Annotated in this window: 16 protein-coding genes and 1 pseudogene; 5 read left to right on the top strand and 12 right to left on the bottom strand. The window is 67.3% G+C overall.

Annotated elements, in window-relative coordinates; genetic code table 11:
* Nucleotides 1-74: 74 nt before the first annotated feature.
* Entirely contained in the window at nucleotides 75-1,394 is a 1,320-nt protein-coding gene (locus G6N66_RS13635; RefSeq protein WP_232079296.1) for a phenylacetate--CoA ligase family protein, read from the top strand.
* A 13-nt stretch (nucleotides 1,395-1,407) separates the two neighbouring features.
* Here G6N66_RS13635 and G6N66_RS13630 read toward each other — a convergent pair whose 3' ends face one another.
* The 7 genes and pseudogenes from G6N66_RS13630 to bfr form a co-directional block, all read right to left on the bottom strand.
* On the bottom strand, nucleotides 1,408-1,842 hold the full coding sequence (locus G6N66_RS13630) for an SRPBCC family protein (protein ID WP_085234492.1): 435 nt from the start codon (nucleotides 1,840-1,842) through the stop codon (nucleotides 1,408-1,410).
* A pseudogene (locus G6N66_RS13625) lies at nucleotides 1,842-2,676 on the bottom strand (lysophospholipid acyltransferase family protein). The gene G6N66_RS13630 and the pseudogene G6N66_RS13625 overlap by 1 nt, the downstream one beginning before the upstream one ends.
* A gap of 31 nt (nucleotides 2,677-2,707) precedes the next feature.
* Nucleotides 2,708-3,811: an amidohydrolase family protein gene (locus tag G6N66_RS13620; protein WP_085234491.1), complete on the bottom strand. Its 1,104-nt coding sequence runs from the start codon at nucleotides 3,809-3,811 to the stop codon at nucleotides 2,708-2,710.
* Nucleotides 3,812-3,827: 16 nt separating this feature from the next.
* Entirely contained in the window at nucleotides 3,828-5,174 is a 1,347-nt protein-coding gene (locus G6N66_RS13615; RefSeq protein WP_085234490.1) for a type I glutamate--ammonia ligase, read from the bottom strand.
* Between the two features lie 29 nt (nucleotides 5,175-5,203).
* Complete coding sequence (locus G6N66_RS13610) at nucleotides 5,204-5,698, bottom strand: carboxymuconolactone decarboxylase family protein (RefSeq protein WP_085234489.1); 495 nt, start codon at nucleotides 5,696-5,698, stop codon at nucleotides 5,204-5,206.
* Nucleotides 5,699-5,720: 22 nt separating this feature from the next.
* Nucleotides 5,721-7,814, bottom strand: coding sequence for an MDR family MFS transporter (locus G6N66_RS13605; RefSeq protein WP_085234488.1), 2,094 nt, complete (start codon nucleotides 7,812-7,814; stop codon nucleotides 5,721-5,723).
* Nucleotides 7,815-7,826: 12 nt separating this feature from the next.
* A complete protein-coding gene (bfr, locus tag G6N66_RS13600; RefSeq protein ID WP_085234571.1) occupies nucleotides 7,827-8,324 on the bottom strand; it encodes a bacterioferritin in 498 nt (165 codons plus the stop codon).
* Between the two features lie 240 nt (nucleotides 8,325-8,564).
* Between bfr and G6N66_RS13595 the strand changes: the two genes are divergently transcribed.
* Nucleotides 8,565-8,747 (top strand): (2Fe-2S)-binding protein, encoded by a 183-nt coding sequence (locus G6N66_RS13595; RefSeq protein ID WP_085234487.1) that lies wholly within the window; start codon nucleotides 8,565-8,567, stop codon nucleotides 8,745-8,747.
* Nucleotides 8,748-8,751: 4 nt separating this feature from the next.
* Here G6N66_RS13595 and G6N66_RS13590 read toward each other — a convergent pair whose 3' ends face one another.
* The 4 genes from G6N66_RS13590 to G6N66_RS13575 all read right to left on the bottom strand — a co-directional run bounded on the left by G6N66_RS13590 (nucleotide 8,752) and on the right by G6N66_RS13575 (nucleotide 11,665).
* A complete protein-coding gene (locus G6N66_RS13590; protein ID WP_085234486.1) occupies nucleotides 8,752-9,507 on the bottom strand; it encodes an enoyl-CoA hydratase/isomerase family protein in 756 nt (251 codons plus the stop codon).
* A gap of 61 nt (nucleotides 9,508-9,568) precedes the next feature.
* Entirely contained in the window at nucleotides 9,569-10,012 is a 444-nt protein-coding gene (locus tag G6N66_RS13585; RefSeq protein ID WP_085234485.1) for a TIGR03618 family F420-dependent PPOX class oxidoreductase, read from the bottom strand.
* A gap of 9 nt (nucleotides 10,013-10,021) precedes the next feature.
* A complete protein-coding gene (locus G6N66_RS13580) occupies nucleotides 10,022-10,720 on the bottom strand; it encodes an EthD domain-containing protein (protein WP_085234484.1) in 699 nt (232 codons plus the stop codon).
* A gap of 9 nt (nucleotides 10,721-10,729) precedes the next feature.
* Nucleotides 10,730-11,665 carry a hydrogen peroxide-inducible genes activator gene (locus tag G6N66_RS13575; RefSeq protein ID WP_085234483.1) on the bottom strand — a complete coding sequence of 312 codons (936 nt, stop codon included), beginning with the start codon at nucleotides 11,663-11,665 and terminating at the stop codon, nucleotides 10,730-10,732.
* A 102-nt stretch (nucleotides 11,666-11,767) separates the two neighbouring features.
* Here G6N66_RS13575 and G6N66_RS13570 point away from each other — a divergent pair, with 102 nt between their 5' ends.
* The 3 genes from G6N66_RS13570 to G6N66_RS13560 are packed head-to-tail and all read left to right on the top strand — an operon-like array spanning nucleotide 11,768 to nucleotide 14,174.
* Nucleotides 11,768-12,355 (top strand): peroxiredoxin, encoded by a 588-nt coding sequence (locus tag G6N66_RS13570; protein ID WP_085234482.1) that lies wholly within the window; start codon nucleotides 11,768-11,770, stop codon nucleotides 12,353-12,355.
* Nucleotides 12,356-12,368: 13 nt separating this feature from the next.
* Nucleotides 12,369-12,905 carry a carboxymuconolactone decarboxylase family protein gene (locus G6N66_RS13565; RefSeq protein ID WP_085234481.1) on the top strand — a complete coding sequence of 179 codons (537 nt, stop codon included), beginning with the start codon at nucleotides 12,369-12,371 and terminating at the stop codon, nucleotides 12,903-12,905.
* Nucleotides 12,906-12,908: 3 nt separating this feature from the next.
* On the top strand, nucleotides 12,909-14,174 hold the full coding sequence (locus tag G6N66_RS13560) for an alpha-amylase family glycosyl hydrolase (protein ID WP_085234480.1): 1,266 nt from the start codon (nucleotides 12,909-12,911) through the stop codon (nucleotides 14,172-14,174).
* Here G6N66_RS13560 and G6N66_RS13555 read toward each other — a convergent pair.
* On the bottom strand, nucleotides 14,167-14,601 hold the full coding sequence (locus tag G6N66_RS13555) for a DUF1810 domain-containing protein (protein ID WP_085234479.1): 435 nt from the start codon (nucleotides 14,599-14,601) through the stop codon (nucleotides 14,167-14,169). The genes G6N66_RS13560 and G6N66_RS13555 overlap by 8 nt on opposite strands.
* Nucleotides 14,602-14,618 lie beyond the last annotated feature (17 nt).

The following is a 14,618-nucleotide window of genomic DNA, read 5'->3' as shown; positions in this document are numbered from 1 at the left end:
CTCATGCAGGTCAGCTTGTGAAGGCGGAGCCGAGGGCGGCCTACCGGCGGACGCGTGCAGCGCATCTCACCGCAGTGGGCGCTGCACTCGAAGAGCACATCACGCGGTTGGAGTGGTCGCGCGAGCGGATCGAGGATTATCAGAACCACCGACTGCGGGCGCTGCTGGCATACGCGCGGGAGCGCTCGCCGTTTCACGCCCGGCGGCTTCAGGCGCTGGATCCATCGTCGGCCACGGTCGCCGATCTGGCGTCGCTTCCGATGATGACCAAGCAGGAAGCCCAGGGGCAGTGGGACGATATCATCACCGTGGCCGACCTCGACCGCGCCGGCGCGGAACGGATTCTCGTTGACCAGCAATGGTTTTCGTACACTCCGGGCGGCCAGCAGATCTTCAGTTCGGGCGGCTCCAGCGGGGTGCGCGGTGTGTACGTGTGGGATTGGCAGTTCTTCGTCACGGCGGCGTGCCTGGCCTGGCGTGTGCAGGCGCGTGAAGAGCGCCGCGATCCCAGGGACTTCAGCCGACTCGCGGTGCTGACGGCCGGTGTTCCGCCACACGCCAGCACGCCGCTGTTCGACATCCCGACGACCCCGGACATGGAAACGGTCGTGTTGGCCGCGGGCGCACCGTTCGACGAGCTGCTCGCCGCGGTGGCGACCGCCCAACCTACCCATCTGGTCGGCTATTCGTCGGTCATCGGGCGGCTCGCTCGCGCGACGCTGGCCGGTGACCTCCGCATCCAACCGGTGCGGATCAGCACCAACTCCGAGCCGCTGCTCGACGAGGATCGGCAGGCGATCGGTGCGGCCTGGGGCGCACCGATCCACAACGTCTGGGGTTCAACCGAAGTCGGGGTGCAGGCCGTCGGCTGCGGATACGGGCCCGGGCTGCACGTCTGCGAGGACGAGGTCATCATCGAACGCGTCGACGACCACGGCACCCCGGTCGGTCCCGACGAGCCCGCGGCGCGGACCCTGGCCACCGGGCTGAGCAATTGGACCTTCCCGTTCATTCGCTACGACCTCGGCGACGAGGTCACATCGCTGGCCGGCGAGTGCGCGTGCGGTTGTGCGTTCGTGCGCGTCGCCGACATCGGCGGGCGGCGCGACGAGGACTTCCGTTACGGCGCAACGACGGTGCCGCCCATCGCGTTTCGTCATATTCTCGGAACTCAGCCGCGGGTGTCGGAGTATCAGGTCACCCAAACGGCCACCGGGGCCGAAATCGTCGTGGTGGGCGCCCTGGACACCTTGGACGTGGCGGCGCTGACCACATCGTTGGTCGCCGAGCTGCGCCGGCGCGGCCTGTCCGAGCCGACGATTCGGATTCAGGTGACCGACAGCCTGCGTCGTCATCAGGACAGCGGAAAGCTGCGGCGCTTCATACCGCTGTAGCGCCCCTCTAGCGCTACGACTCGGCAAGCCGCTTGAGGCACTTCAGGGTGCCGGCCAAAGTCCGGCCCACCTGACGCACGGCGATCCGGTCGGCGATGTAGCCGAGCAGCCCGCCCGGCGCCTGATACGACAGCCGGAACATCACCTTCGTTTGACCCGGGCCGGCGTCACGCAGCCGGATCCGGCCCCGCACGGTGATGCCCGTGATCCCCACGAAGGCCAGGTCGCGACCCTCGTCGAACTCGACCACCTCGATCAGCCCGCCAACCGGCACCGAACCGATCTTCCAATGCACGGTGTAACGCGCACCGACGCCGGCACGCTGCTCGTTGGCCGATTCCCAGCGCTCCAGGTTGGTCATGAACGACGGGTAGCAGTCCGGGTCGCCGACAATCTTCCAGACGACGTCGCGATCGGCGTTGATCACGCACCGGCGTTCGACGCGCATCAGCCCAGCACCGGGAAGCGACGCTTGGCGGCGAGACGATCGACGCCGTCCTGCAGGCTGGCAAGTACCTTCTTGTGCACGACCTCGTCGTCACCGTCGACTTCGATCGGTTCTTGCACCTCGATCGCGATCTTGGTGGGCAGCGGGAAATGGCCCGCCAGATCGCTGATGTTCAGCCCCCACGGCAGTGCCAGCGATATCGGAATGCTCTTGAGCCGCAGCACTTTATCCGTCCGCAGCAGTTTGGCCAGCCATTGCCCGCGGCTGAGGATACAGCGCGCTCTCCTGGCCGCCGACGCTGGCGACGGGGACGATCGGCACGCCGGCATCGCGGGCCAACCTGACGTAACCCATCCGCCCACCGAAATCGACCCTGTGGCGCTCCCAGGACGGCCGGAAAACCTCGTAGTCGCCGCCCGGGTAGACCAGCAGCGCTGCCCCGGACTCCAGGGCCAACCGGGCATTCTCATGGTTGGCGGCGACGGTGCCGAACTTTCGCAGCCAGCCCAGCGGCGGCGCCGAGACGACGAGGTTGTGGGCCAATTGATAAAAGGGGCGCTCCACGCCGAAGTAGGAGCAAAACGCCAGCGTGAACACGAACGTGTCCGGCGGGACGTTGCCGCCGCTGTGGTTGCCGACCAGCAGCACCGGGCCCTCGGCGGGGATCCGCTCCAGGCCCGTCACGTCGGCCCGGAAGTACAACGACGCCAGCAGCCAGGTCCCGGGCAGCTGGTCGCGGATGTAGTCCGGATCCCGCTGATCGAGGTCGGCTCTGGGGACTCGCGACACAACTTGGTCGCGGGTCCAATTCATGACGTCGCCGAGGGCGCTCATAAGCGCCTATATACCCCGGTACAACCTGAGGTCAAACGCGGTAAAGGCGGGCGGCGTTGTCGCGGGCGATCAGATCGACCACCCGCATGGCGTCCGCTTCGCTCCAGTCGCCGTCCTCGACAAACCCCCGCAGGGTGCGGCGAATGCCGTTGCGCCACAAGGCGGCACCGAGGTAGTGCAGCTCCGCGGGGCCATAGCCGTCCGACGAGTAGAGAACCTTGCGAAACGGCGCCAGTTCCAGCAGGGAACCGATGAATGCGGGCGCGCGAGCCCCGAGGTAGTTCACGCTCAACCCGCCGTCGAGATACACGTTGTTGAAGGCCTGCGCCAAATAGCCCGCCTCGCGCTGATACGGGTAGCAGTGCAGCAACACGATCGGGGTGTCACCGGACCGCCGCAGGAAGTCAAGCAGGTGGAGCGGATTGGTCTTGTGCAGATCACAGTCCCGATCGCCCAAGCCCACATGGAATTGCAACGGCTTGCCCTGCCGCAGCGCCTGGTGCAGCCCGAAGCGCAGCAACACCCGATCGTCGAGCCGGACACCGCCGCGGTCGCGCCACCGGGCGGCGGCGTCGGCGACTTCGGCCGCCGATGGTTCGGACAGGTCGCCGTCGAACCCGCCGCGGTAGGCCAGGATGGATTTGGTGCCGACCGCACGGGCCGCGCGGTCTGCCAGGATTTCGCCGAAGGCTTGCGCGTAATCTCCCGACGCCCGCGCCGCCTGCTCGGCGACCTGCTCGAGCCGGACCACCTCGTGTGCGCGGCCGCCGGACAGTTCGGCCATGGCCGCCACGTCCGTCACGTCGGGACCGATGCCGGTGTCCACCAACCAGTCCGACACACCGGCGGCTGGCAGGAACATCCGGGCCAGCTCGGCTTCAGTGAATTCACTGCGGCGTTCCCAATAATGCTGCGGATCAACGTGTTTCGGCAAACCGAGGATGGGTGCGCAGTGGGCCCTGACGGCGAAGCCGAGCTGTGAATCGAACGCGGAGTCGAAGTCGGCCAACGGTTCGGTGTTGGCCTCGTTCAGCGCGTTCTCAAACCGGCGCCTGTCCCCCGTGGTTAACCAGCACCCGTGCACATGCTGGTCGATCAGCGCGACCTCGTCGATATGCGTCGCCAGTGCGCTCACAAGCGCTCACAAGCGCTCACAAGCTCCAAGCCATCCGGAACTTGTCCGCCAGCTGTTCGGGTTCCAGATCGCTGTAACGCTTGTGCTCCTCACCGCGTACCGCGATCACCATGTCGACGGCCGCATCCCCCAGGATGCTCCGCAGTCGCTTCGAACCATCCAGTGCGGCAATGGATTCGGGCTGGCTATCCGGTAGGCGCACGATCCCCGCCGCGTCGCGCTCCGCTTCGGGCAGGCTCGCCGGATCCTGCGTCGCCTCCGGCGGCAGCGCGGCCTTGTCTCGAATTCCCTCCAGCGCCAGGCCGAGGATCGCCGCGGACGCGAAATACGGGTTCGCCGACGGGTCGACGATGCGTACCTCGACATTGCCGCCGTACGCGGTGCCCGGGCCGCCCCTGACGATTCGCACCGCCGCCTCCCGGTTCTCCGTGCCCCAACAGGCATAGACCCCGGCCCAGTTGCTGGGTTGCATCCGCAAACCGGACACGATCGAGCCGCACAGCACCGCCTGAGCTTCGGGCAGCCCGCGCACGATGCCCGCCACCGCGTGCTCCCCCGCCGCCGTCATGCCCACCGCGCCCGTCCCGCCGGAAAAGAGCGGGCCGTCGGCCGAGCTCAGCGAGAAGTGCTGGTGCGCACCCGATCCCACGTTGCCGGCGAAAGGCGCCGGCGACAGGCTGACGCGCAGCCCGTGTCGGCGCGCGACACGGCTGATGATGAGCCGAGTCAACGCCAGCTGGTCGGCGGCCGCCACCGGTGCCAGCGGTGACAGCGAGATCTCGAACTGGTTGGCCGCGTACTCGGGATGAAACTGCTCGATCCCCACCCCGGCCGTGACGGCCGCGGCGTGAACATCGCGGATGAACGCTTCGTGCTCGAGCACGCCGACCAGGCCGTACTGCGTCCACAGCGCCGAACGCAGCCGGCCGCCGTCGGGATCCACCAGGAGGAACTCGATTTCGTGGCCGATCAGCGCCTCGATGCCGGCTTGCGCGAGCGCCGCCTCGATCCGGCCGAGGGTTCCGCGGCTGCACTCCGGCACGGGTGTGCCGTCCTGCTCGAAAAAGGAGGCCGGCGCCCACGCCAGCCCGTCGCCAATGATGCGCAAGGCCGATAGGTCGATACGCAGGCGCTGGTCGCCGATGACGGGGACGACGTCGGCGATGCCGGTCTGGTCGATGACGAAGGCATGCCACGACGGACTGGCGCCCAGGCCCGGATTGGCGAACGTGTTGGTGCGGCGGATCGGGACCGTCTTCGCCTGGGTGAGCCCGGCGGGATTGACGGCGGTGCCGATCACGGTGTCGACGCCCTCGGCCTCGAGTTGACCGATTGCCGCCGTGGCCAGGGGCGTGGCGGTCATAGATGGACGCTTGAGCTTGGAAAGGGGGGTCAGGCGCGGCTGGGCAGCGTCAGCTTGCAGGCCTGGCCGATGTCGAGGGTGCGCAGCATCCGTCCCATGCCGACCCACAGCGCGCACGACATCGCCAGGTCGGCGAGCAGCTCTTCGGAGAAGTGCTCGCTGCATCGGCTCCAGAAGTCCTCGTCGTCGCGCAGCTTGGTGTGTTCGGTGGCGAACCGGTGGGCGAATTCGGCTGCCAGGCGCTCCTGTTCGCTGTAGCCCGGCCAGGTGCGCCACTCCAGCACGTGCTCGTAGAGCGCTTCGTCGACACCGGCGGCCGGCCCGTCGGCGTCGCGGGTGTTGGCGCACACGACGCATTCGTTGTCCTGGGCGATCACCGCCCGGGCGAGTTCGCGGGTGCGCATCGGCAGCCGGTTCTTGGTGTAGACCGCCTGACTGAAGTTGGCGATCGCGCCGCCGAGGTCAGGGGATTTCGCAGCCCAGCTGTAAACGTCGTCGTCAGCGAACGATCCGATTCGGCTCATGGCGTGATGGTACAACCGCGCCTCACGCGTGTTCGCGTTTCCCCGCGGTCAGGACCTGTGTCGGCGGTTCGTCGTGCCAATCACGTTGGGCCAGAACTCGATGCGCGATGTGTTGCAGGGCGGCTTCGATCGCGCCGCGGTCCGGGCGGCCGGCGAAGCTGGGCGAGCGGGCCAGCTTGTCGCCGATCCAGGCCAACAGCAACGAATAGACGTAGTCGACCTGCTGGGCGCCGGATGGTGTCAGCCACATCTGATCGCCGTCGCGCTGCGCAAATCCGGTGCTTACCAACCGCGCGAAGGTGGGTTCGAGGACCTCGAAGGGTATGCGCAGCGAGTCGCCGATGTCGCTGAGCCGGGCCGTCCCGTACATCTGGCCGAAGCGGTAGATCCGCATCACGCCCCAAAGTCCCGCGACGTCGAGGCGGCAGTCGGGCCGCATGGCGATGCTGCGCAACCGCATCCCGGGGGCGCCGCGCAACATGCGGGCGATCGCATTCTCCAGCATGCGTTCCGGGGTGTCGGTGGTCGGCATGCCGAACCCGTCGCCGAGATCGACTGCGCTGTTGTGGATGTCGCGCAGCGGCACTTCGCGCAGGAACAAAGCCAGCACGAAACCGAGCAGGGCGACCGGCGCCGCGCACAGAAACACCTGGCTGAGGGAATCGGCGTAGGCACCCACGATGGGCGCCGCCACGCTCTGCGGCTGTCGGTGCAGGGCTCCGGGAGACGCGACCGCGGACGGGGCCACGTGGCTGGCGGCCAGCGCCGGACCGATCCGATCTTTGAGGAAGTTGGAGAACAGCGAGCCGAATATCGCGGCGCCGAACGAGCTGCCGATGGTGCGGAAGAACGTCACGCCCGAGGTGGCGACGCCGAGGTCGTCGAAGTCGGACGTGTTCTGCACGATGAGGACCAGCACCTGCATGGACAGCCCGATTCCGGCGCCCAGCACGACGAGGAACACCGACTGCACCAGCGCCGAGGTGGACGGGTCCATCCGCGACATCAGCAGGAACGCCAGCGCCATCAGCGCGGTGCCAACCACCGGGAAGATCTTGTAGCGGCCGGTTCGACCGACCAGGGTGCCGCTGCCGGTCGACATGATCAGCATCCCCACCACCATCGGCAGGGTGCGCAGACCTGAGGTGGTGGCCGAGACGCCGTCCACGTACTGCATGTACGTCGGCAGGAACGTCATCGCGCCCAACATGGCGAAGCCGACCACGAACGACAGCACGCAGCACACGGTGAATACCGGACTGCCGAACAGCCGGGTCGGCAGGATCGGTTGCTCCGCACGGCTTTCCACCCAGACGAAGGCGCCGAGCGCGACGGCCGAGCCGGCGAACAACCCGACGATCGTCGGCGATCCCCACGGGTAGAGGGTGCCGCCCCAGCTGGTGGCCAGGGTCAGGCCGGCCGCGCCCAGGCCCACCAGCGCGATCCCGGCGTAGTCGATGACCGGCTTCGTCGCGGCGGTCAGCTCCGGAATGGCCGCCGCCGCCACCACGATGACCACCGCCGAGATCGGCACGTTCACCCAGAACGCCCAGCGCCAGGTCAGATAATCGGTGAAGTAGCCACCCAACAACGGTCCGATGACGGTCGTGACTCCAAACACCGCACCCAAGATCCCCTGGTAGCGGCCGCGCTCGCGGAGCGGGACGACCTCACCGATCAGCGCGCTGGCGGTCACGGTGATCGCGCCGCCGCCGATCCCCTGCAGTGCCCGCGCCCCGACCAGCATGGCCATCGACTGGGCCAGCCCGCACAAGGCCGACCCGACGACGAAGAACAGCACCCCGGCCTGGAACACCCGTTTGCGGCCGAACAGGTCGCCGAGCTTGCCGACCAGCGCGGTGACGACCGTCGAGGCCAACAGGTAGCTGGTGACGACCCACGACTGATGGCCGGCGTCGCCCAGGTTGGCGACGATGGTTGGCAGCGCGGTCGCGACGATCGTCTGGTCCAGCGCCGCGAGCAGCATGCCCAGCACGATCGCCACAAAGATGAGGTTGCGACGTTGCGGGCTGATCGGCGCGCTGCCGGATCCTCGAGCACCAACGGGGCTAGCTGGCGCGGCGGGGGTATTTGCCGCGGCTCTCGGGCTTGTCATCTCCTCCGGAGATTACCCGGGCGAGTTTTGCGATCCCGGCGGCCGCGAAACGCATTGCGCCGAGTAGAGCTCCTCGCCCAGCTTGTTCATCAGCTCGAGCTGGGTTTCCAGGTAGTCGATGTGTTGTTCCTCGTCGGCAATGATCTGCTCGAGCAGGAACGCGCTGGTGCTGTCCTGCTTGGCCCGGCACATGATGACGCCGGGCTTCAGGCGCTCCATCACCTCGTATTCGATGGCCAGGTCGGCCTCGAACTGTTCGCGCAGCGTCTGGCCGATCCGCAGCGAGAACAGCCGCTGGTAGTTCGGCAGGCCGTCGAGCAGCAGGATGCGGTCGGTGATCGCCTCGGCGTGCCGCATCTCGTCGAAGGATTCCTTGCGGGTGTACTCCGCCAGCTCGGTGAAGCCCCAGTTTTCCTGCATCTTGGAATGCAGGAAGTACTGGTTGATGGCGGTCAGCTCGCTGGTGAGTTGCTCGTTGAGCAGGCGCAGAACGTCGGGATCCCCTTGCATGGTCACTCCTCCGTGTGAAGTCCGTCAGGTGGCCCGCGGGCGCGGCTGGCTGGGCTGGAGCACGGGCGCGCGCCGGGGCTGTAGCAGCACTCTGCCACGCCTTTTTCTAATCTTCCAGCAAGGTTTGGCTGTGCTCAGTGGGACGGAAGGGGACTTAGGATAGGGTCGGCTAACCAGATTCTGTCGAGTTAGGTTAGACTCCACTAACATGCGGGATGTGCGTTTGGCGATGGGAGTCTGATGTACGTCTGCCTCTGTGTTGGGGCCACCAACCAGACCGTGTCCGACGCGGTCGCCAGCGGCGCGTCCACCTCCAAAGAGGTCGCCGCGATCTGCGGCGCGGGCGGCGACTGCGGACGGTGCCGACGCACGCTGCGGGCGATCATCGCGGCCAGTAAGCCCGAGCCCGCGCCCGTGCACTAGGTCGCTAGCTCGCGCGCCCCTTGTTGAAATCGGCCAATGCAGCGGCGTTGGCCTGCGTTCCCATCAGCTCGGCGAAGTGCGCGTTTTCTCGTGCGGTCGCGGCCGCGATCTCCGGACGCACCGGTTCAAGCATGGTGTGCTTGACCGCCATCAGGCTCGAAATAGGCCGTGCGCCAAGGATTTCGGCGTGCCGACGGGCTTCTGGCAGCAATTCCTCCGGCTCGCACACCCGCCAGACCAACCCCATCCGGAGGGCCTCCTGGGCATCGACCCATTCCGAGGACATCAGCAGCCAGGCGGCGTTTTGCCGACCCACCAACTGGGGCAACAGGTACGACGACGCGGCCTCGGGCGCCACGCCCAGGCTGGTGAACGGGCATTTCAGCCGCGCCGTCGATGACATGAACGCCAGGTCGGCATAGCCGAGGATGGTGGCGCCGATGCCCACCCCGACGCCGTTCACGGCGCAGATCAGCGGCTTGGGAAACGCGCTGAGCGCATCGATGAGGCCACGGAAGCCATGCTTTCCGGGCTTGAAGTCGGGGTCGGTGACCATTGCCTGCATCTCGGCGAGGTCGGTGCCGGCGCTGAAGGCGCGCCCGGCGCCGGTCAGCAAGACGACGGCGACCTCGTTGTCGTCGGCCGCTGCCAACAGCGCATCGGCGGTCGCGTCGTAGAGGGCTTCGTTGAAGGCGTTGAGCGCCTCGGGCCGGTTCAGCGTGAGGGTGCGGACATGCTTGTCGTCGTCGATCTGCAGCACGGCTGTCAACCTACCGATCGCATTGACTCTGCGGTGAGGGCGGGCCGCAAGAGTCAATGCGTCAGCCGTTGCTGTAAACCCGCGTGGGCTCGATCAACACGACGGCGCGACGTTCCTTGGCCATCACGCGGTCGTACTCCGGCCAGTCGTCGTGGGTGCCGCCCGCGGCCGTGAACACCTCACGCAGCAGCAGTCGCAACTGGTCGGCGTCGGCGAGCCACGGCGCCGCGTCGTCCGGGCCGGCCAATTCGGCGCGGCCCTCGACGGTCGCCCATTGCCATCCGTTGCGGAAGGTGATGGCCAACTGCGGCCGCGCCCGCAGGTTGGCCAGTTTGACCTTGCCGTAGGTGGTGAAGCCCAGGACCGGCTGGCCGCCGGACGGGTGCGCCAACTTGCCCACGTTGACCAGCGAAGCCTGCACGGTGTGGTCGGCCCGCACGGTGGAGATGACCGCGAGGCCGCTCTCCCCTGCCGCCAGCGATACGGCGTCATCGAGTGTCGTCATGGGCGTCCCTCACATTTCAAACGGTGCCTTAAGCACGTAGCGACTGGTCGGCACCGTGTCGATGTTCTCGTTGGCGCCGAATGCGCTAGTGCTGGCGATCATTTGGCCTAACCGATCCTGTAGCTCTTTGTCGTCGGCGGCCCCGAAGAACGCTTGCAAATCGGTGATCGCCTCCGCGGGGAACAACTCCTCGACGATGCCCGCGATTCCCGGTGCGTCCGGGGTCAGCGTTCGCACCACCCAGTTCTGGGTGTAGCCGAAGGTCGACTGCGTTTCGATGGCCACCGGGGTGTGGTTGAGCTGCCAGCGGTTCAGCCAGGTGGCCTGGTCGAGGTCGTCGGGGCGGCGCAGCAGCGCGATGTTCGCCAAACCCGTTGTGCGAGAGCCGAGTTCGAGTGGGGCGGGCAAGGGGACGGATTCGGTAACCAAATAGGCGGCGAGTTGTTCGCACTCGGCGCCGAGCAGCTTGAGCGCGGTCGTCGTCTGTTCGCCGTAGCACTGCTGGGTCCAGAGGCTCGCCACCGCGGCCACCGGTGGATCGAGCGTCGTCAGCGTCATCAGTGAGTGGGTGACCGCACTGTCGCGGACGTTGACCGACAGCCCGGCGATGCCGAGATCCAACAGCGCGTCGGCCACCGGGCCGCGCTGGCGGGTGCACCAATCGTCATCTGGTTCCGCGCGCCTGAGCACCGCGATTACCTTCTCCATAGGCAGAACTTAACGTGTCAGGCGAACGGATTGTTCGGCGGCGATCAGCTCACCGATGATGCCGGCGAGGCGCCGATACGGTTCGTCGCGGGCACTCGACGGGCGGAACACCAGACCGACCCGCCGACCGGGGCGGGGTGCGGCAAACTTGGCCAGCCCAAGTCGGCTGCGTGCCGCCTCGATGGGCGCCGCGCTCTGCGGGATCAGCGTGGCCCCCAATCCGCCCGCCACGCATTGCACGGCCGTCGCCAGCGAGGCCGCTCGGGTGTCGGCAAGGTCGGCCTGCACCCCGGCCTTCTGGCAGACGTCCAGGGCCTGATCGCGCAGGCAGTGACCCTCGTCGAGCAACAGCAGCGGTAAGTCCGCCAACGCCGAGACCGGCACCCGGTGCTTGCCCGACAGCGGGTGTCCGGGTGGCAGCGCGAGCAGGAAATCCTCGTCGTAGATCGGGATGGTGGTGAGGTGGGCGGTACCGGCCGGCAGCGAGATCAGCGCGGCATCCAGTGCCCCGTCGCGCAGGGACGCCAGCAGGCGCTCGGTTTGATCCTCGACCACGCGCAGGGTCAGCGCGGGTAATCGCTGCGCGAGCCCGGCGAGCACCGCCGGCAGGACGTAGGGCGCCACGGTGGGGATCAGACCCAACCGCATGCTGCCCTGCAGCGGATCCGAGGTGCCCGCGGCCACCGCGGTGAAGGCCTCCGCCGCGTCGATGACAGCTTGGGCGAGCGGGAGCAGCTGCACGCCCTCGGGCGTCACGTCCACCCGGCGGGTGGACCGCTCGACGAGGTGGCTGCCGAGGCCGGTCTCCAGCGCGGCCAACGCCTGCGACAGCGTGGATTGGCTGACCCCCAGAGTTGTTGCGGCACTGCCGAAATGCCGCTTCTCCGCCACCGCGACGAACGCGCGTAGCCCGGCAAGGGTGGGCTGAAAAGTCTTATCGGTCATGCCTATTAGTGTAGTGGTAAATATCACCTTTACTTCTCAGTAGCTTGGGGACACCATGGGAACAGACGACTAATCTTGATTTGATCCAGAAAAGGAGTGCAAATGTCTTTGCTCACCATCGGCGAGCAATTCCCCGCCTACCGGCTCACCGCGCTGATCGGCGGCGACCTGTCGAAGGTCGACGCGCAGCAACCCGAGGACTACTTCACCACCGTGTCCAGCGACGACCACCCGGGCAAGTGGCGCGTGGTGTTCTTCTGGCCGAAGGACTTCACCTTCGTGTGCCCGACCGAGATCGCCGCGTTCGGCAAGCTGAACGACGAGTTCGAAGACCGCGACGCGCAGATCCTCGGCGTGTCGATCGACAGCGAGTTCGTGCACTTCCAGTGGCGCGCACAGCACGAGGACCTCAAGAAGCTGCCCTTCCCGATGCTCTCGGACATCAAGCGCGAACTGGTCACAGCCACCGGCGTGCTCAACGCCGACGGCGTCGCCGACCGCGTGACCTTCATCGTCGACCCCAACAACGAGATCCAATTCGTCTCGGCGACCGCCGGATCCGTGGGGCGTAACGTCGACGAGGTGCTGCGGGTGCTGGACGCACTGCAATCCGACGAGCTGTGTGCCTGCAACTGGCGCAAGGGCGACCCGACGCTGAACGCCGGCGAGCTGCTCAAGAAGTCGGCGTGATCAGGAGGCAACGATGAGCATCGAGAATCTCAAGGAAGCGCTGCCCGAGTACGCCAAGGACCTGAAGCTCAATCTGGGCTCGATCGCGCGCAGCACGACGCTGAACGAGGAGCAGCTCTGGGGCAGCCTGCTGGCGAGCGCCGCGGCGACGCGAAACACCCGGGTGCTGGCCGAAATCGGCGCCGAGGCGGCCGACATTCTCTCGGCCGAGGCGTACCACGCCGCGCTGGCCGCGGCGTCCGTGATGGGCATGAACAACGTGTTCTACCGTGGCCGCGGCTTTCTCGAAGGCGCCTATGACGACCTGCGGGCCGGACTGCGGATGAACGTCATCGCCAATCCGGGCGTGGACAAGGCCAATTTCGAACTGTGGTCGTTTGCGGTGTCGGCCATCAACGGGTGCTCGCACTGCGTGGTCGCGCACGAGCACACGCTGCGCGAGGCGGGCGTGGATCGGGAGGCCGTGCTGGAGGCGCTGAAGGTCGCGGCGATCGTTTCCGGTGTGGCGCAAGCCATCACCGCCGCCGAGACCCTGGCTGCGGTCGGCTGACCCTTGGCCGCGTCGTGGGTTTCGCACGCGATCTGGTGGCAGGTCTACCCGCTGGGTTTCGTCGGCGCGTTCCCTAGCGACCAGCCGCCGGGGCCGGACGAACACCGGCTTCGGCGGCTGGCCGATTGGTTCGACCACGCCATCGCACTGGGCGCGTCGGGCATCGCGCTGGGACCGATCTTCGCGTCGCGCACCCACGGCTACGACACCACCGACCACTACCGCATCGATCCGCGACTTGGTGACGACACCGACTTCGACCACCTGGTCGCCGAGGCGCGCGGCAGGGGCCTGCGCATCCTGCTGGACGGCGTCTTCAACCACGTGGGCAAGGACTTCTCGGCCGCGGCCGGCTGGTTCAGCGGCGGTACGTTCGAGGGCCACTCCGAGCTGCGTGCGCTCGATCACGACAACCCCGACGTCGTCGACTACACGGTCGACGTCATGTCGCACTGGTTGGAACGCGGCGCCGACGGCTGGCGTCTGGACGCGGCCTACGCTGTGCCGCAACACTTCTGGGCGCAAGTGCTGCCGAGGGTTCGGGAGCGGCGCCCGGAGGCGTGGTTCGTCGGGGAGCTCATCCACGGCGACTACGCGGCGGTCGTCGAGGCCGCCGGCTTCGACTCGGCGACCCAGTACGAGCTGTGGAAAGCGACCTGGAGCAGCCTCAACGACGGCAACTTTTACGAGTTGGACTGGGGACTGCAGCGGCACAACGAGTTTCTGGCCAGTTTCGCGCCGCTGACCTTCATCGGCAATCACGACGTCACCCGCATCGCCAGCCAGTTGGAGCGTCCCGAGCATCTGGCCCACGCGCTGGTGATCCAGTTGACGGTCGGCGGGGTGCCGAGCGTCTACGCGGGTGACGAGTTCGGTTTCCTCGGCGTCAAGGAAGAGCGCTACGGCGGGGACGACGCGGTGCGGCCCGAATTTGACTCTCCCCCAATGCAATTAGATGCGTCCGGTGTCCAGGTTTGGGGCCTGCACCAGTATCTCGTTGGCCTTCGTCGCCGCCACCCGTGGCTGCACGCCGCGTCGACGTCAAAGTTGCGGCTGGACAACCGCCATTACGTCTACCGCACCAGCCACGGCGACGACGCCCTGGTGGTCGCGCTGAACATCGACGAGGCGCCGCTGCCGCTGAGGCTCGAGGAGCTGGGCGTTCACCGGGCGGAGGTGCTCGCCGGATCGGCGGCACCGCCTCAGGAGGTCATCGAGGCGGTGGTCGTGGAGCCGCACGGTTGGCGGATACTCAGGCCCGTCAGCTGATCAGCCGCGCCAGCGTCAGCTGGTCTTGGTTGCCGTCGTAGTACTTGTCCAGCAGCGCGAGGAAGTCCTGATTGTCGTCGGTGGCGCGGGCGAACAGCGTCATCGACGAGCACAGCTTGAGGTCGTCGGGCGAGCCGAAGATTTCCTGGACGGAGCGGCCTTGCACCTGGTTGACCAGCCGGGTGCACTCGCGCAGTCGCGGCCCGAGCAGCTCATGCCCTAGATAGGCGCGGGCCTCCTCCAGCGACGAGATGCCGTAGCGGACGGCCATCGGGCTGCCGCCCAGGCCGAGCAGTTGTGGAAAGACGAACCACATCCAGTGGCTGCGTTTTCGTCCCGCGCGCAGCTCCTCGACGACGCCGCGGTAGACCGGCGCCTGGGCGTCGACGAAACGCTGCAGCTCGTAAGGGTCGGGTTCGGAATCCATACGGCTACCGTGACACA

Source organism: Mycobacterium conspicuum (assembly GCF_010730195.1).
GTDB classification, from domain to species: Bacteria; Actinomycetota; Actinomycetes; order Mycobacteriales; family Mycobacteriaceae; genus Mycobacterium; species Mycobacterium conspicuum.
The sequence above is the reverse complement of the archived record's forward strand: the minus strand, read 5'-3'. Positions and strand labels throughout refer to the sequence as shown.